The 14123-nt window shown below is 71.2% G+C and carries 15 protein-coding genes; 11 read left to right on the forward strand and 4 right to left on the reverse strand.

The window, feature by feature from the left end; all coding sequences use genetic code 11:
• The first annotated feature begins 12 nt into the window (after window positions 1-12).
• The 6 genes from OOK07_RS39970 (at window position 13) to OOK07_RS39995 (ending at window position 5820) form a co-directional block, all read left to right on the forward strand.
• Window positions 13-333, forward strand: coding sequence for an L-rhamnose mutarotase (locus OOK07_RS39970; protein WP_266801490.1), 321 nt, complete (start codon window positions 13-15; stop codon window positions 331-333).
• 51 nt (window positions 334-384) lie between these two features.
• Window positions 385-1809 (forward strand): BNR repeat-containing protein, encoded by a 1425-nt coding sequence (locus OOK07_RS39975; protein ID WP_266801491.1) that lies wholly within the window; start codon window positions 385-387, stop codon window positions 1807-1809.
• Window positions 1810-1888: 79 nt separating this feature from the next.
• Window positions 1889-2914 carry a LacI family DNA-binding transcriptional regulator gene (locus tag OOK07_RS39980; protein ID WP_266801492.1) on the forward strand — a complete coding sequence of 342 codons (1026 nt, stop codon included), beginning with the start codon at window positions 1889-1891 and terminating at the stop codon, window positions 2912-2914.
• Between the two features lie 101 nt (window positions 2915-3015).
• Complete coding sequence (locus OOK07_RS39985; protein WP_266801493.1) at window positions 3016-4326, forward strand: alpha/beta fold hydrolase; 1311 nt, start codon at window positions 3016-3018, stop codon at window positions 4324-4326.
• A 28-nt stretch (window positions 4327-4354) separates the two neighbouring features.
• Window positions 4355-5098 carry a PIG-L deacetylase family protein gene (locus tag OOK07_RS39990; RefSeq protein ID WP_266801494.1) on the forward strand — a complete coding sequence of 248 codons (744 nt, stop codon included), beginning with the start codon at window positions 4355-4357 and terminating at the stop codon, window positions 5096-5098.
• An 86-nt stretch (window positions 5099-5184) separates the two neighbouring features.
• Entirely contained in the window at window positions 5185-5820 is a 636-nt protein-coding gene (locus tag OOK07_RS39995; RefSeq protein WP_266801495.1) for an FxLYD domain-containing protein, read from the forward strand.
• Window positions 5821-5859: 39 nt separating this feature from the next.
• Here the strand turns inward: OOK07_RS39995 and OOK07_RS40000 are convergent, their stop codons facing one another.
• A complete protein-coding gene (locus OOK07_RS40000; protein ID WP_266801496.1) occupies window positions 5860-6060 on the reverse strand; it encodes a DUF5999 family protein in 201 nt (66 codons plus the stop codon).
• A 337-nt stretch (window positions 6061-6397) separates the two neighbouring features.
• On the opposite strand from OOK07_RS40000, the gene OOK07_RS40005 reads away from it, so the two are divergent.
• The 3 genes from OOK07_RS40005 to OOK07_RS40015 all read left to right on the forward strand — a co-directional run bounded on the left by OOK07_RS40005 (window position 6398) and on the right by OOK07_RS40015 (window position 8625).
• Window positions 6398-6790, forward strand: a complete 393-nt coding sequence (locus OOK07_RS40005) for a hypothetical protein (protein WP_266801497.1) — start codon at window positions 6398-6400, stop codon at window positions 6788-6790.
• Between the two features lie 136 nt (window positions 6791-6926).
• Window positions 6927-7727, forward strand: coding sequence for a phosphotransferase enzyme family protein (locus tag OOK07_RS40010; RefSeq protein WP_266801498.1), 801 nt, complete (start codon window positions 6927-6929; stop codon window positions 7725-7727).
• 67 nt (window positions 7728-7794) lie between these two features.
• Window positions 7795-8625 carry a pentapeptide repeat-containing protein gene (locus OOK07_RS40015; protein ID WP_266801499.1) on the forward strand — a complete coding sequence of 277 codons (831 nt, stop codon included), beginning with the start codon at window positions 7795-7797 and terminating at the stop codon, window positions 8623-8625.
• Here the strand turns inward: OOK07_RS40015 and OOK07_RS40020 are convergent.
• Window positions 8587-10143, reverse strand: coding sequence for a cytochrome P450 (locus OOK07_RS40020; RefSeq protein WP_266801500.1), 1557 nt, complete (start codon window positions 10141-10143; stop codon window positions 8587-8589). The two genes, OOK07_RS40015 and OOK07_RS40020, sit on opposite strands and share 39 nt — an antisense overlap.
• 118 nt (window positions 10144-10261) lie before the next feature.
• On the opposite strand from OOK07_RS40020, the gene OOK07_RS40025 reads away from it, so the two are divergent.
• Window positions 10262-10870: a TetR/AcrR family transcriptional regulator gene (locus OOK07_RS40025; RefSeq protein ID WP_266801501.1), complete on the forward strand. Its 609-nt coding sequence runs from the start codon at window positions 10262-10264 to the stop codon at window positions 10868-10870.
• 84 nt (window positions 10871-10954) lie between these two features.
• Window positions 10955-11680 carry a DUF2470 domain-containing protein gene (locus tag OOK07_RS40030; protein WP_266801502.1) on the forward strand — a complete coding sequence of 242 codons (726 nt, stop codon included), beginning with the start codon at window positions 10955-10957 and terminating at the stop codon, window positions 11678-11680.
• On the opposite strand, the gene OOK07_RS40035 is transcribed toward OOK07_RS40030, so the two are convergent.
• Both OOK07_RS40035 and OOK07_RS40040 read right to left on the reverse strand, forming a co-directional pair.
• Window positions 11648-12886: a lactonase family protein gene (locus OOK07_RS40035; protein ID WP_266801503.1), complete on the reverse strand. Its 1239-nt coding sequence runs from the start codon at window positions 12884-12886 to the stop codon at window positions 11648-11650. The two genes, OOK07_RS40030 and OOK07_RS40035, sit on opposite strands and share 33 nt — an antisense overlap.
• Window positions 12887-13071: 185 nt before the next feature.
• Complete coding sequence (locus OOK07_RS40040; RefSeq protein WP_266801504.1) at window positions 13072-14100, reverse strand: hypothetical protein; 1029 nt, start codon at window positions 14098-14100, stop codon at window positions 13072-13074.
• Window positions 14101-14123: the final 23 nt, after the last annotated feature.

The following is a 14123-nucleotide window of genomic DNA, read 5'->3' on the forward strand; positions in this document are numbered from 1 at the left end:
AGCTGGTACTTCATGCAGCGCGTCTGTTTCCTCCTCAAGGTCCGCGAGGACCGGCTCGCCGAGTACCGCGAACGCCATGCAGCCGTGTGGCCGGAGATGCTCGAGGCACTCTCCGCCACCGGCTGGCACAACTACTCGCTCTTCCTGCGCGACGACGGCCTGCTCGTCGGCTACCTGGAGACGGAGGACTTCGAGGCCGCCGTCGCCGGCATGGAGGCCACCGACGTCAACGCCCGCTGGCAGGCCGGGATGGCGCCGTTCTTCGAGTCGCTGGACGGCGCCCGGCCCGACGAGGCCATGAAACCGCTCACCGAGGTGTTCCACCTCGCCTGATCCCCCACAGTTGCCCCCTCCCGCTCTCGTAAGACAATGGAGTCCTCTGAGATGAGACGACGCACCCTGCTCGCCGGCGCCCTCCTCAGCGCCGTGGCGGCCCCCGTCCTCGGTGCCGGCACCGCCCGGGCCGCCGACCCCGGCCCCTCGGTCACCAAGAAGGGCACCACCCAACTCGACGCGACAGCCATCTTCTTCGTTTCCTACGACGGACTGGTCAACAACAACTCGTTCCAGAAGAACGGCCTGTTGACCTACAAGGGCTACCAGTACGCGACCTGGTACACCTCGACCGGCAACGCGGTGGTCGCCCGTCGCGTGCTCGGCGGCAGCAGCTGGTCGACCGTCACGCTGTCCCACGCCCTCAAGGCCAGCGACTCGCACGACGTCATCTCCATGGGTGTCTCCAAGACCGACGGCCGTCTGCACCTCAACATGGACTCGCACAGCAACGGCTACTTCTATGTGAAGTCCGTCGCCGGGCTGATGGACAACCCCGCCACCACGAGCTGGACCTCGTCGGTCTTCGGCGCCGTCCAGACGTCCATGGACGGCCTCGCCCTCACCTCCCAGTTCACCTACCCCCAGTTCGTCTCCACCCCCGAGGGCAAGCTGCAGCTCAGCTACCGGGTCGGGATCTCCGGCAACGGCCGCAACGCCCTTGCCGAGTACGACGGTTCGAGCTGGACGGCACTGGGGGAGTGGTCCAGCTCCACGGGCACGTACACCAGCTCGCACGGTTCCTCGACCGCCCGCAACATGTACCTGCACGGCATCGACTACGACGTCAACGGCCGACTTCACTCCTTCTTCACCTGGCGTGAGCAGAACGCCGCCGTGATGTGCAACGGCGGCGGCATCACCAACCACGACACCGGTTACGTCTACTCGACCGACCGCGGCCGCACCTGGCGCAACGACGCCGGCACCGTCGTAGCCACCACCGGAAGCTCCGACACGGTGGCCGTCACGGACAGCGGGCTCACCGTCGACTCGCTGAACCCGGACCACTCGCTGATGAACCAGGAGAGCCAGACCACCGACTCGTCCGGTCTCCCGCACGCGATCATCAGCTACGTCCCCGGCCGCTTCGGCCAGTGCACCACCAACTACGTCAGCGACCGCACCGCGAACGGCCGCGCCTTCCACCTCCGCAAGAACTCCTCGGGCACCTGGACCAAGACGGAGATCCCGATCGCACTCAACTCCAGCCAGCGCACCAAGCTGGTCCTGGACAAGTACGACAACGCCTACGCGATCTTCCCCTTCGGCCGGATCGCCGGAGCGTCCAAGTCGTCCGGCTACACCGACTGGACGGTGCTGTACGACGGCAGCGATCTGAACGCCTTCGGCGAGGTTGTGATCGACGAACTGCGGGTCAGGGCGGACAACGTGCTGTCGTTCATGTACCAGGAGAAGTCGAGCGGTACGACCCCCTCGGCGCTCCATGTCGTCGACTTCGCACTGCCCGCGTGACCGGGCCGGATGCACCTGATGTTGACGGTAATGTGAGGGCCTTCCGGCCGTTCCACGTCCCCTTGGAGGTCCCTGCCTGATGTCCCAGTCGGTGGGTATCAAGGACGTCGCCCGCGCCGCCGGAGTCTCCGTCGGCACGGTGTCGAACGTGATCAACCGTCCGGACACGGTCGCCACGGAGACCCGGGCGCGCGTGCAGTCCGCGATAGACCGGCTCGGCTACGTCCGCAGCGAGTCCGCGCGCCAGCTGCGCGCGGGCCGCAGCCGGATCATGGGGCTGCTCGTGCTGGACATGGGCAACCCCTTCTTCGTCGACGTGGCACGCGGCGCCGAGCGCGCCGCGCGCGACGCCGGCCTGGGTGTCATGGTCTGCAACAGCGCCCAGAGCGCGGGCGAGGAGGCCGACTATCTGTCGCTCTTCGCCGAACAGCGGGTGCGGGGCGTTCTGCTGACGCCCGCCGACGCGACCGGCCGGAACATCGAGACGTTCCGGCGGCACAACATCCCCTTCGTCCTCGTCGACCGGGTCGCCGAGGGCACCACGGAGTGCTCGGTCTCCGTCGACGACGTGGCGGGCGGCGCGCTGGCCGTGCGCCATCTGGTCGACGCCGGGCACCGCACCATCGCCTACGTCAGCGGACCGCCGGGCTTCAACCAGGTGCGCGACCGCCGCACCGGCGCCCTGAACGCGCTCGCCGAGGCGGGCCTCGGCCCCGGTGCCCTGCGTGAACTGCCCACCGAACGGCTCGACGTGGCCGCCGGCCGCGACGCCGGAGCCCGCCTCCTCGGCCTCGCCGACCGCCCCACAGCCGTCTTCTGCGCCAACGACCTCCTCGCCCTCGGCGTCCTGCAGGCCATGTACGCGGCAGGCATCGGAGTCCCCGACGACCTCGCCATCGTCGGCTACGACGACATCGAGTTCGCGGCCGCCGCGGCCGTACCGCTGACGTCGGTCCGGCAGCCGGCCGTCACCATGGGAGCCCTGGCCGCCGAGCTTCTGCTGGAGGAGACGGAGGCGGAGACCGGGACGAAGCGTCATGAACACCGGCGTGTCGTGCTCCAGCCGGAGCTGGTCGTACGGCGTTCGAGCCTCTCCGCCCGCTGATCGTCGGTTCAGTGGGTTTTCATGATCCCAGGGGTCGGCCACCGGACGAACCTGTGATGAAGTGGGACGCGGCCCGAAACCCGTCCGTCCCTGGAGACCTGTTGACCGCCACGTACCGTCAGCCTGGTGTCGTCCTCACCGACCGTCACTTCATCGTGCCCCTCGACCACGACGACCCGGCGGGGGAGGCGATCGAGCTCTTCGCCCGTGAGGTCGTCGCGAGCGACAGGGCAGACGGGACACAGCAAAATCTGCCGTGGCTGGTCTATCTCCAGGGCGGTCCCGGCTTCGGGGCCAATCGTTTCGTCGGCAGGTCGTCCTGGCTCGACCGCGCCCTCAAGGAGTACCGCGTCCTGCTCCTCGACCAGCGCGGCACCGGCCACTCAACCCCCGCCAACCGCCAGACCCTCCCGCTGCGCGGCGGCCCGACGCAACAGGCCGACTATCTTGCGCACTTCCGCGCCGACGCAATCGTCCGCGACTGCGAGGCGATCCGCCCACAGGTCACCGGCGGGGCCCCCTGGACCGCCCTCGGCCAGAGCTTCGGCGGCTTCTGCACCGTGAACTACCTCTCCAGCGCCCCCGAGGGCCTGACCGCAGCCGTGATCGCCGGCGGCCTGCCCTCCCTCGACGCCCACGCCGACGAGGTCTACCGCGCCGCCTACCCCCGCATCGAGCGCAAGGTCACCGCGCACTACGCCCGCTACCCGCAGGACGTCGAACGAGCCCGCCGTATCGCCGACCACCTCCTCACCCACGAGGTGACCCTGCAAAACGGCTACCGCCTCACCGTCGAGGCCTTCCAGTCCCTCGGCATCGTCCTCGGCGGCAGCGAGGGCAGCCACCGCCTGCACTACCTCCTGGAGGACGCGTTCGTCCGCGCCCCGCACGGCCCGGTCCTGTCCGACGCGTTCCAGGAGGAGGTCCAGGGCCTCCTGTCGTACGCGAGCCATCCGCTGTACGCCCTCGTCCACGAGGCGATCTACGGGCAGGACGAGCGCCCCACCGCCTGGGCGGCCGAACGCGTCCGCGCCGAGTTCCCTCAGTTCGACGCGGCCAAGACGCTCGCGGGTGACAGCCCGCTGCTGTTCACGGGCGAGTCGGTCCACCCCTGGATGTTCGACTGCGACCCGGCCCTGCGCCCCCTGCGCGAAACGGCCGAACTCCTCGCCGCCCGCACCGACTGGCCGCCCCTCTACGACCCCGCGCGCCTCGCCGCCAACGAGGTTCCCGTCGCGGCGGCCGTGTATCACGACGACATGTACGTCGACACGGCCCACGCTCTGGAGACGGCCCGCACCATCCGGGGCCTGCGCACCTGGGTGACCGACGAGTTCGAGCACGACGGGGTACGGGCCGGCGGGCCCCGGGTGCTGGACCGGCTGCTCGCCCTCGCCCGTGACGAGGCGTGACATCACCGTCACGAGTTAGTCTGCGGCCATGACCGAGCCGCGGACCAACCAGCTCCAGCCCATGCCCGCCGACTGGCAGCGCGCCCTCGCCGTCGTCGCGCACCCGGACGACCTGGAGTACGGCTGTTCGGCGGCCGTCGCCACCTGGACCGACGAGGGCCGCGAGGTCGCCTATGTGCTGGCGACGCGCGGCGAGGCGGGCATCGACACACTGGAGCCCGCCAAGTGCGCACCACTGCGCGAGCGGGAACAGCGGGCGAGCGCGGCCGTGGTCGGGGTGTCGGAGGTGGAGTTCCTCGACCACAGGGACGGAGTCGTCGAGTACGGCCCCGCCCTGCGCCGCGACATCGCCGCCGCGATCCGCCGGCACCGGCCCGAGCTGGTCATCACCCTCAACCACCGGGACACCTGGGGCGGCGTCGCATGGAACACGCCGGACCACGTGGCCGTCGGGCGTGCCACGCTCGACGCGGCGGGCGACGCCGGTAACCGGTGGATCTTCCCCGAGCTCGTCGAGCAGGGCCTGGATCCCTGGGACGGTGTGCGCTGGGTCGCCATCGCCGGCTCCTCCTCACCCACACACGCGGCGGACGCGTCGGCCGGCCTTGAGCGCGCGGTGCGCTCGCTGCTCCAACACCGTTCCTACATCGAGGCGTTGACCGACGAGGACCCGGAGACGTACGTCCGCCGATTCCTGACCGCGAACGCCGGGCGGATGGCCGAGCGGTTCGGGGGCAGGCCGGCCGTCGCCTTCGAGGTGTTCAGCCGCTAGTGCCCCGGCAGGCACGACATGCCCCGCGGATTATTCCGGCATAAGGTTCATTTCATTGCCCGGATGCCGCGAAAGGACATGACCCGATGAACACGAGGCCTTCCTGCCGCCCGGGCCGAGCGGTGCGGCCTCGGCCGGCCGTCGCCTCGCTGGCCCTCGTGGCGGCCATGGCGAGCACCCTCACACTTGTGTCGTGCAGCTCGAACGACGGCAGCGGCAGTTCCAGCACACCCTCCACCGAACGGCCCACCGCTCCGGACACGGCGTCCTTCTCGGGTACGGCGCCCTCCGCGCTGGCGTCGGCGGCCGCATCGGCGCGTGCCAGGGCCTCCGCGGCAGCGGCGTCGGCCTCCGCCGCCGCTTCCTCCTTCGAGGCCTCCGTGTCGGCCGAGGTTGAGCGCGCCAACAGGGCCGCCGAGAGCCAACTGAAGAACGTCAAGGGGCAGGGCAACGCGACGTCCGAGGTCTCGATGACCGGCAAGCCGCGCTCCCAGACCGGCGGACTGCTCGCCGTCCTGGTCACCATCACCAACAAGACCGACAAGAAGGCGTCCTACGCCGTCCAGGTCGACTTCAAGGACTCTTCCGGCAAGGTGGTGGAGACCCGGTACGTCGGCGCCGAGGACCTCGCCCCCGGCGAGAAGGCCCAGCCGCTCGCCATCAGCCGCAAGCCGCCCGAGCCCGCACTCACCCCGAACCTCGCCAAGGCGCAACGGTATTGACCCGGCGCGTCTTCCCTCGGGCCCGTGAGCGGGCGGGGGTCAGGCGGCGACGGCCAGCGGGCCCAGGACGCGGTGCGGGTTCACGACGCGACCGTCCGGCAGCAGTTCACCGGAGTCGTCGAACACGATCGTCCCGTTGCAGAGCAGGCTCCAGCCCTGTTCGGGGTGGGCCGACACGATCACTGCCAGATGGTGTTCCGGGCTGTCTGCGGTGGGGCACGAAGGCCGGTGGCTGCACATGATCTCTCTCCTCGATCCGTCCGGGCTCCCGCCTGAGGAGGGGCTTGTCTCTGTGGTACCCGAGCTTGTTTTCCGTTGTATGAGCAGGCCCCCACACGGCCGGAAACTCATCGGTGAGGTCTGGTTCCGTCGCCGTCGATGTCAGACCCGCGTGGGAGCGTGAGGACGGGGACGAACAAAGGGGGGCGGCGGCCTGGGCTACTTCGACGCGCAGTTCCTGCGCGGCCTGTTCGACGAGGAGGGCAGCCTGTACACCCGAGGCCGCACGGCGCTGTACCGGCTGCACGGTCTGGAGGGGCTCCTCTGCGTCGGGATCTCGGTCTCGCCCCTCACACGCGTGCGGGCACTGCGGGAGCAGCCGTGGGGGCCCAGCGTCATCGCGATACGGATCGACTATCCCGATGACCCCGAGGCCGCCGAACGGGAGGCCGTCTTCGCCGAGCGACCCAAGTACAACGTGGTCTTCACCGGCCGCAATCCACCCCCGCCCCCGGACCCCGCCTCCCGGCTCAGGACCGAACTCGCCGTGGAGCGGCGGCGGTTGGAGCAGTTCGAGGCCGCGGTCCCCGTGTCGCCGACCCATCTGCGGCTCATCGAGCGCGGGATCAGGGCGAAGCGGGCCAAGATCGCGAAGCTGACCGAGGAGGTCAGGGCGGTCGAGGCGCCGCCCGCGCGGACGGCTGAGCCGGACCCGGGCCCGCCGCGCCCAGTTCCGCGCCGCTCTCCGTGAGCACCGCTGCCGCGACTCCGCGACCCACCCGCGCAAGGCCGACCACTTCGGCGATGAGGTCGTCCGGATCGGGCAGCGTCATGAGGCAAGGCAAAACCGCCTTGACATGGCAGATTTGCCAACGTGCACTTGCCTCATGAGAGTTGAGGAGAATCCGGCACATGAGGAGGAGCAGCCGCTGTCGGGTGGCAACGTCAGCGCCGGCGTCGTCCGCGTCGGCGACACGGTCCGGCGGCCCGCGGGTCCCTGGACCCCGGCGGTGCACGCGCTGCTCACCCACCTGCACGAGGCCGGCTTCCGTGCGGCGCCCCGCCCCCTGGGGATCGACGAGCAGGGCCGCGAGGTGCTGACGTTCATGCCGGGCGAGGTGATCTGGCCGGACCGGTTCGCCCTGGTGGCACCCCGAAAGCAGCTGGCCCGGGTGGCCCGTCTCGTCCGGGACCTCCACGATGCCGTACAGGACTTCACTCCGCCGTCCGACGCCTGCTGGCAGGTACTCGTTCCCGCGGAGGGAGCCGACATCATCGCCCATCAGGACCTGGCGCCGTGGAACCTCGTGGTCGCGGAGGGGGACGAGTTGTCGCTGATCGACTGGGACACCGCTGCCCCCGGCTCCCGCCTGTGGGACGTCGCCTACGCCATCCGCGGCTTCGTGCCGCTGTCCGCACACCCCCACTGGCAGAGCCCCGACGCCGCCGACCGGCTGCGCGTCTTCGCGGACGCATACGGGCTGGACGAGACCGAGCGCCGTGCACTCGCGCCGATGCTGGGCCGCCGCACCCGCGCCATGCACGACTTCCTGCGTGCCCGGTCCGCCGAGGGCGTTCAGCCCTGGACGACCCTGTGGGACCAGGGCCACGGCGACGCCTGGCGAGGTGACGCCGAGTACATCGAGCAGCGGGAAGACCAGTGGGAGCGGGCCCTGCTCTCCGCCTGAGCAAGCGCCGGGCACCGGCGATCCCCACCAGGCGGGCGGTCTGCCGTACCTCGATAGGCTGGGCCACATGCCAGATCACATAGGCGACCGTGCCGACCTGCGCGGCGACTGCGAGAGCTGCTTCGGGCTGTGCTGTGTCGCTCTGCCCTTCGCCGCCTCCGCCGACTTCGCGATCGACAAGCAGGCCGGCAAGCCCTGCCCGAACCTGCGGGAGGACCACCGCTGCGGCATCCACGCCCGGCTGCGGCACAAGGGCTTCACCGGCTGCACGGTCTACGACTGCTTCGGCGCGGGACAGAAGGTCTCGCAGGTCACCTTCGGCGGGCAGGACTGGCGCACGGGCCCGGCGCAGGACGCCCGGCGCATGTTCGACGTCTTCCCGGTCGTACGGCAGCTGCACGAACTGCTCTGGTATCTGACCGAGGCACTCACCCTGCCCCCGGCCCGTCCGGTCCACGCCGGTCTGCGCCGCGCCCTGGACAAGACCGAGGATCTCACCCGTGGAACTCCTGAGCAGCTGGCCGCGTTGGACGTGCCCGCGCACCGGCAGGAGGTCAACGTGCTGCTGCTGAAGACCAGCGAGCTGGTGCGGGCGGGCACCCGCGGCCGCGGGAAGGACCGCCGTGGCGCCGATCTGATGGGCGCCCGCCTCAAGGGAGCCGACCTGCGTGGTGCGAACCTTCGCGGCGCCTACCTCATAGCCGCCGACCTGACCGGCGCCGATCTGCGCGGCGCGGACATGATCGGTGCGGACCTGCGCGACGCCGATCTCACCGATGCCGACCTGACCGGAGCCTTCTTCCTCACCCAGCCGCAGCTCAACGCAGCCCGCGGCAGTACGGGCACCCGGCTGCCGGACTCAGTCACCCGCCCCGTGCACTGGACAGCTCGGCCCTGAGGGGGCCTCCCGAACGGCCGCCGGGGAGGCGGTCACTGCGTTGGCGCCGGCCGGGACCGGGCGCCGCTCCAGGTGCAGCCGCAGTCCCTCGGGCATCAGCGTGAGCCGCTCGGTGACCCGCAGGCGGTAGTCCGGATCGGGCCGCAGATCGTAGCGGCGCAACAGCAGTCCCAGCACCAGCGTTGCCTCGTGCAGGGCGAACTGCCGCCCGATGCACGCCCGCGCCCCCGTCCCGAACGGCTTGAAGGTGTGCGGAGCGCGGGACCGTACGGCCTTGGGATCGAAGCGGTCCGGGTCGAACTGCTCCGCGTCGCTGCCCCACACCTCGGGGTCGCGGTGCAGCATCATCGTCAGGACCAGCGCCCACGCACCACGCTTCATCGGATGGTCCCCGGCCAGCACGGTGTCCTCGCGGGCCTCCCGCGCGAAGGCCGGCGCCGTCGGCCACAGCCGCAGCGACTCGTCCAGCACCCGGCGCACGAACCGCAGCTTGGCCACCTGGTCGTAGCCGGGCACCGCGGTGTCGCCCCAGACGGCGTCCACCTCGGCCCTGGCGCGGGCGGCCATCCCGGGATGCCGGGAGAGGTAGTGCAGGGCAAAGGAGAGCGCGCCCGAGGTCGTCTCGTGGCCGGCCACCAGGAAGGTGATGACCTGGCGGCGCACGTTCTCGGCCGACAGCCGCTCCCCGGTCCGCGGGTGGGTGGTCTCCAGCATCCTCTCCAGCAGGTCCCCGCTCCCGGCCTCACCCGATGCCCGGCGGACCCGCACCAGGTCGTCGACCGTGCGGTTGAGATGGGCGATGTCGGCCTCGTTGCGGCGGGACGCGCTGCGCAGCAGGTACGGGGCCAGCGGTGACGGCACCGTGTTCAGGCGCTGTGCGTACGACAGGGTGCCCACCATCGCGGACACGAACGGATGCGGCCGGGAGCGCTCGAAGGAGCCGAAGTCGTGCCCGAAACCGGTGCGCGCGATCGTCTCCAGCGTCAGCTTGGTCATGTCGCCGGGCACGTCCACCGCCCGGCCCGCGGTCAGCTCGCGGTCCCAGCGGTCGGTGAGCCGCTCGGCCACCGCCAGCATCATCGGGTGGTAGCCCTCCATGGCCTCCCGGCTGAAACCCGGCGCCAGGATGTCGTGCGCCATCTGCCAGTTGGGCTCGTCGTTGTACGCCGTGAACAGCGCGTCCCCGACGACCGGCCGCAGATTGGCGACCCCGAGTCCGACGTGCTTGGCGAAGCGCGACTCGTCCGCCAGGTCGGCCGCCGGCCCGGCGCCCCACACGAACACGAACTCGTTGCCGAACGCCTTGCGCCGGAAGACCGGCCCCAGCTGCCGGGCGTGGCGCATCGAGTCCTGGACGGGGGTGCGCCGGTCGACGCCGATCACATCGCCGAGCAGGGGGAGCCGGTGCGGCGGATGCGGGATGCGGTGCAGTTCGGGCCAGCCCGGCCCGGCGCCCCTGAAGCCGCTGGGAAGCGCCGCCTCCGTCGCCGTTCCGGCCCCTGACGTCGTCTGCGCCATGACGCGATCTCCCTTGTATCAGCGGCAGATTGAGCTGTCGTCCAGTTGTTGTACGTGGGTTCAATAGCGTTCTCCAGTCTGGTCCCGTCGTTGAACCGACGTCAAGTAAAGTGCTGGGATGGCTGCGAACCAGGGCGGGCGCACGCGGCGTCGGCTCAGCACCGAGGAGCGCAGGGAGCAGTTGCTGTCGGTGGGGGCGCGGCTGTTCTCGGAGAGTCCTTACGACGAGGTGTGGATCGAGCAGGTCGCCGAGATCGCCGGTGTCTCGCGCGGGCTGCTGTACCACTACTTCCCGACCAAGCGGGACTTCTTCGCGGCGGTCGTCGAGCGCGAGAGCGAGCGGATGCTGCGGATGACGGCGGCCGTGCCCGGGGTTGCGGCGCGTGAGCAACTGGCCGCCGGCCTCGACACCTTCCTGGAGTACGTCCACGCCCACGCGCACGGCTTCCGCGCCTTCCACCGCGCGGACGCGGCGGGGGACCAGGCCGTCCGCCGGGTCTACCAGCTGGCGGTGGCCGCGCAGGAGCGGCAGATCCTGGCTACCCTCGCCGCCGATCCCGAGCTGGGCCTTCTCGCACAGCAGCGCCCCGACCTCCGGCTGGCCGTCCGCGGCTGGCTGGCCTTCACCACGGCCGTCTGTCTGGAGTGGCTGCGGGGTTCGGACCTGACCCGGGAACAGGTGCGGGATCTGTGCGCCCGGACGCTGCTGGGTGCCATCGCGCCCTGAAGCGCGCTTGTTTCCGCGACCCCGTGGTTGGCGTACACCCCGATCTTCGATAGGTTAGGCAAGGCTTACCTAAGGAGGTTTGGGATGGGTGACAGTCCCAGCTGGACGGTCGCGCCTGCCGCGGCCGAACGGGCCCGCTCGGTGCTCGCCGCCGCCTGGTCCTGCGCGGTGACCGGGGACGGCGGTCGCGAGGAGTTCGTCGGTGCGCACAGTGTGGACGAGGAGGGCCGGGTCGTGCTGCGCGTGCCCGAGGACAGTGCCCTGCTCGCGGCCGCGATCTGCGCGCCCCGCGGAGAGCCGCACGCCGTGCTGGAGTTCGCCGACGTGGCACCCGTCCCGGTTCGGGGCCGCATCCGGGCCCGGTTGTGGCTGGCGGGGTACTTCATCCCGGAGGAGGACCATCTGGCGTTGCGGGCCACCAGGATCGTGCTGCGGCAGCCGTCCGGCGCGGTGGTCGTCGACCCTGACGAGTTCGCCGCGGCCGGGCCCGACCCGCTGGCCCTCGCCGAGGCCCACCTGCTGACGCACCTCGCCGACTGCCACGCCGAAGCCGTCGAACGGCTCACCCGGCTCGTCGACCGTGCCGGCCTGCACGGTGCGGTCCGCGTCCAGCCCCTCGCCGTCGACCGGCACGGACTGACGCTGCGTATCGAGCGCAACCGCGCCCACGGAGACGTACGACTGCCGTTCCACGCTCCCGTCGACGACATCGGACAGCTCACCGAGCGCATGCACGTCCTGCTCGCGGAGGCCGGCGCAGCCTCCTGCCCGCGCGCCCTACAGCGGCAGCGCGCAGACGGCGACGGGTGAGGCGAACGGATCGCCCGCGAGCCGCAGTTCACCACTCCCGCCGTCCACGTGGAAGACGCTGACGGTGCCGGACTTCTGGTTCGCCGCGAACAGCAGCGTGCCGTCCGGTGAGAAGGCGATCTGGCGCGGGAAGTCGCCGGACACCGGCACCGTGTCGAGCAGCCGCAGTTTCGCGCCGTCCGCCTCGACGGCGTAGCGGGCGAGGCTGTTGTGGCCGCGGTTGGCGAGATAGGCGTAGGAGCCGTTCGCCGTCACGAGGATCTGCGCCGGGTAGTTGGGGCCCGAGCCGGAGCCCGTCGACTGCGGCTCGCCGATCGTCAGACGGCCGGTGGAGGCCTCGTACGCGCAGACCGCGACCGTGTCGTCCACCTCGTTGGCCAGATAGGCGTGCCGGCCGCCGGGGTGGAACGTGAGGTGGCGCGGGCCGGCGCCCGGCCGGGTGTGCGCCTGCGCCACCTCGGTGAGGGTGCCACGGTGCTCGTCGAGCCGGTACGTGTAGACGGTGTCCGTGCCCAGGTCCACGGCGAGTACATGGCCGCCGTCCGGGCTGGTGATGAACTGGTGGGCGTGCGGGCCCTGTTGGCCCGGGCCGGGCGGCGGAGTCGAGTGGGTCACCACGTCCGTGCGCTCGCCCGGCGCGCCCGAGTCGTCGATCGGGTGCACGGCCACACTGCCCGACGTGTAGTTGGCGCTCAGCAGCCAGCGGCCACTCGGATGCACGGAGAGATGGCAGGGACCCGCCCCTCCGGTGCTGCGGGCGCCCAGAATCCTGCGGTCGGCGAGACGTACGGCGGTCACGGCGCCGTCGTCCTGCTCGTTCACCGCGTACACCGTGCGGCCGTTCGGATGGATGGCGAGGTATGACGGATTGGCTATGCCGGTGAGGGTGCCCGTGCCGGTGACACGTCCGGCCGCCGAGTCGTATGTGGCGAGGCCGATGCCCCTGCCGCCGCCCTCGACAGTGGTGTAGGTGCCGAGATAGAGCGGGCGGGGCCCGGAGGAGGGCTTCGCCGACGGGTGAGGTGCGGACCGCTCGGCGGGCGGTTGGCCGGAAACGGCCGCCGCGAGCTCGGGGGCCGTGGGGGTGGACGCGGACTTGGGTGGCGCGGGTGCCGGCAGTGCCGTCACCGCGGCCGCTCCGGCGAGCGTGCCGACGAAGTGGCGTCTGCTCAGGCCGCCGCCCGTCGCTCCTGCCCCACTGCCCATGTCCGCACCTCCGGTAGTCGCTCGCCGCGTTCGTGACAAGCCACCATGACGTGCGCCGCCGTTCCACGCAAGACCGGCAACAGGCGTTGCGCAGGGTGCAATGGGAGCCCGCCCCGCCCACTTGCCGTCGTCGGCCGGTTTCCGGTCGCCCTCCTCGACCGGTTCGCAGGCGTCGTCCTCGCCGGTTACCAGTCGCCGTCCTCGACCGGCTTGCCCGGCGCGTCCTTCAGCGGCTTCACCTGGTGGGGCGCGGGATCCTGCCACGGTTCGTGGTCGTCACCGAGCCAGTCGCCGACCGGCTGTACGCCCTCCAGCGCCTCCGTGGGCGCGAGGTCCCCGGCCTCCTGGTCGTAGTAGTCGTACCAGGGCAGTCCGGCCCGCGTGTACGCCGCGCGGTCCACGGGCGACGGAGGGGGAGCCTCACCGGTGATGCGGCGCCACTCCGGAGGCGTCACCAGGTGCACGAACACCCGTCCGGCGGGCTGCTCGGCCCAGTCCTCGAACGGCCGGTCGTCCCGGTAGACCTCCTGGCGCATCGAACCGCCGACACCCAGACCCATGGCCGCGGCGGGCCGCGGACCACCCGCAAAAGCGGCTGTCGGCGCCGCCATCGGCATCGCTGCGCCGTAGCCCACGTCCGCGAAGCTCATCCGCTCTAGCTCCGAACGACGCCGCTCGGCCTCCCGCCACTCGGTCAGCCTCGGCCCGACGAGCGGGAAGGACTGCAGTTGCACGCCGCCCCAGGTCTCCTCGCCGGTGACCTGGCCCTCGACGGTCGCCCCGAGGCCCAGCGGCACCGCCACGAACTGGCGGACCGTGCCCTTTCCGGAATTGATGCCGTCCAGCCAGGGCTGGCGGGGCAGCACGAGGTAGTTCTGCGGCTCACGGGAGAGGCGCTCGCTCCACTTCCTGCCCGAGACCGCGCACACCTTGCCCACGCCGACCTGCAGGGCGGCCGGTTCCGCCGTGCCCCCGAAGCTCAGCCACATCGCCTCGCGCAGATACACCGGCAGCATCACGCCACCCCGCGCACGCCATTCCTCGGGCACCGTGTCCGGGTAGTCGGTGACCCGGCGCACCGGGAACTCGCCCAGGCCCGGCGGCAGCGGATGCGTGCCCGTCTCGGGCAGCCGCAGTGTGCGCACGAACCGCACCGCCACCCCGCCCGGCAGCCGCAGTGTGTTCCCGTCGATCCGCACAGTCGAGTCGGTCATCCCCGCGCCTTTCATCCAGCCCG

The sequence above is a fragment of the Streptomyces sp. NBC_00078 genome (assembly GCF_026343335.1).
Classification (GTDB): domain Bacteria; phylum Actinomycetota; class Actinomycetes; order Streptomycetales; family Streptomycetaceae; genus Streptomyces.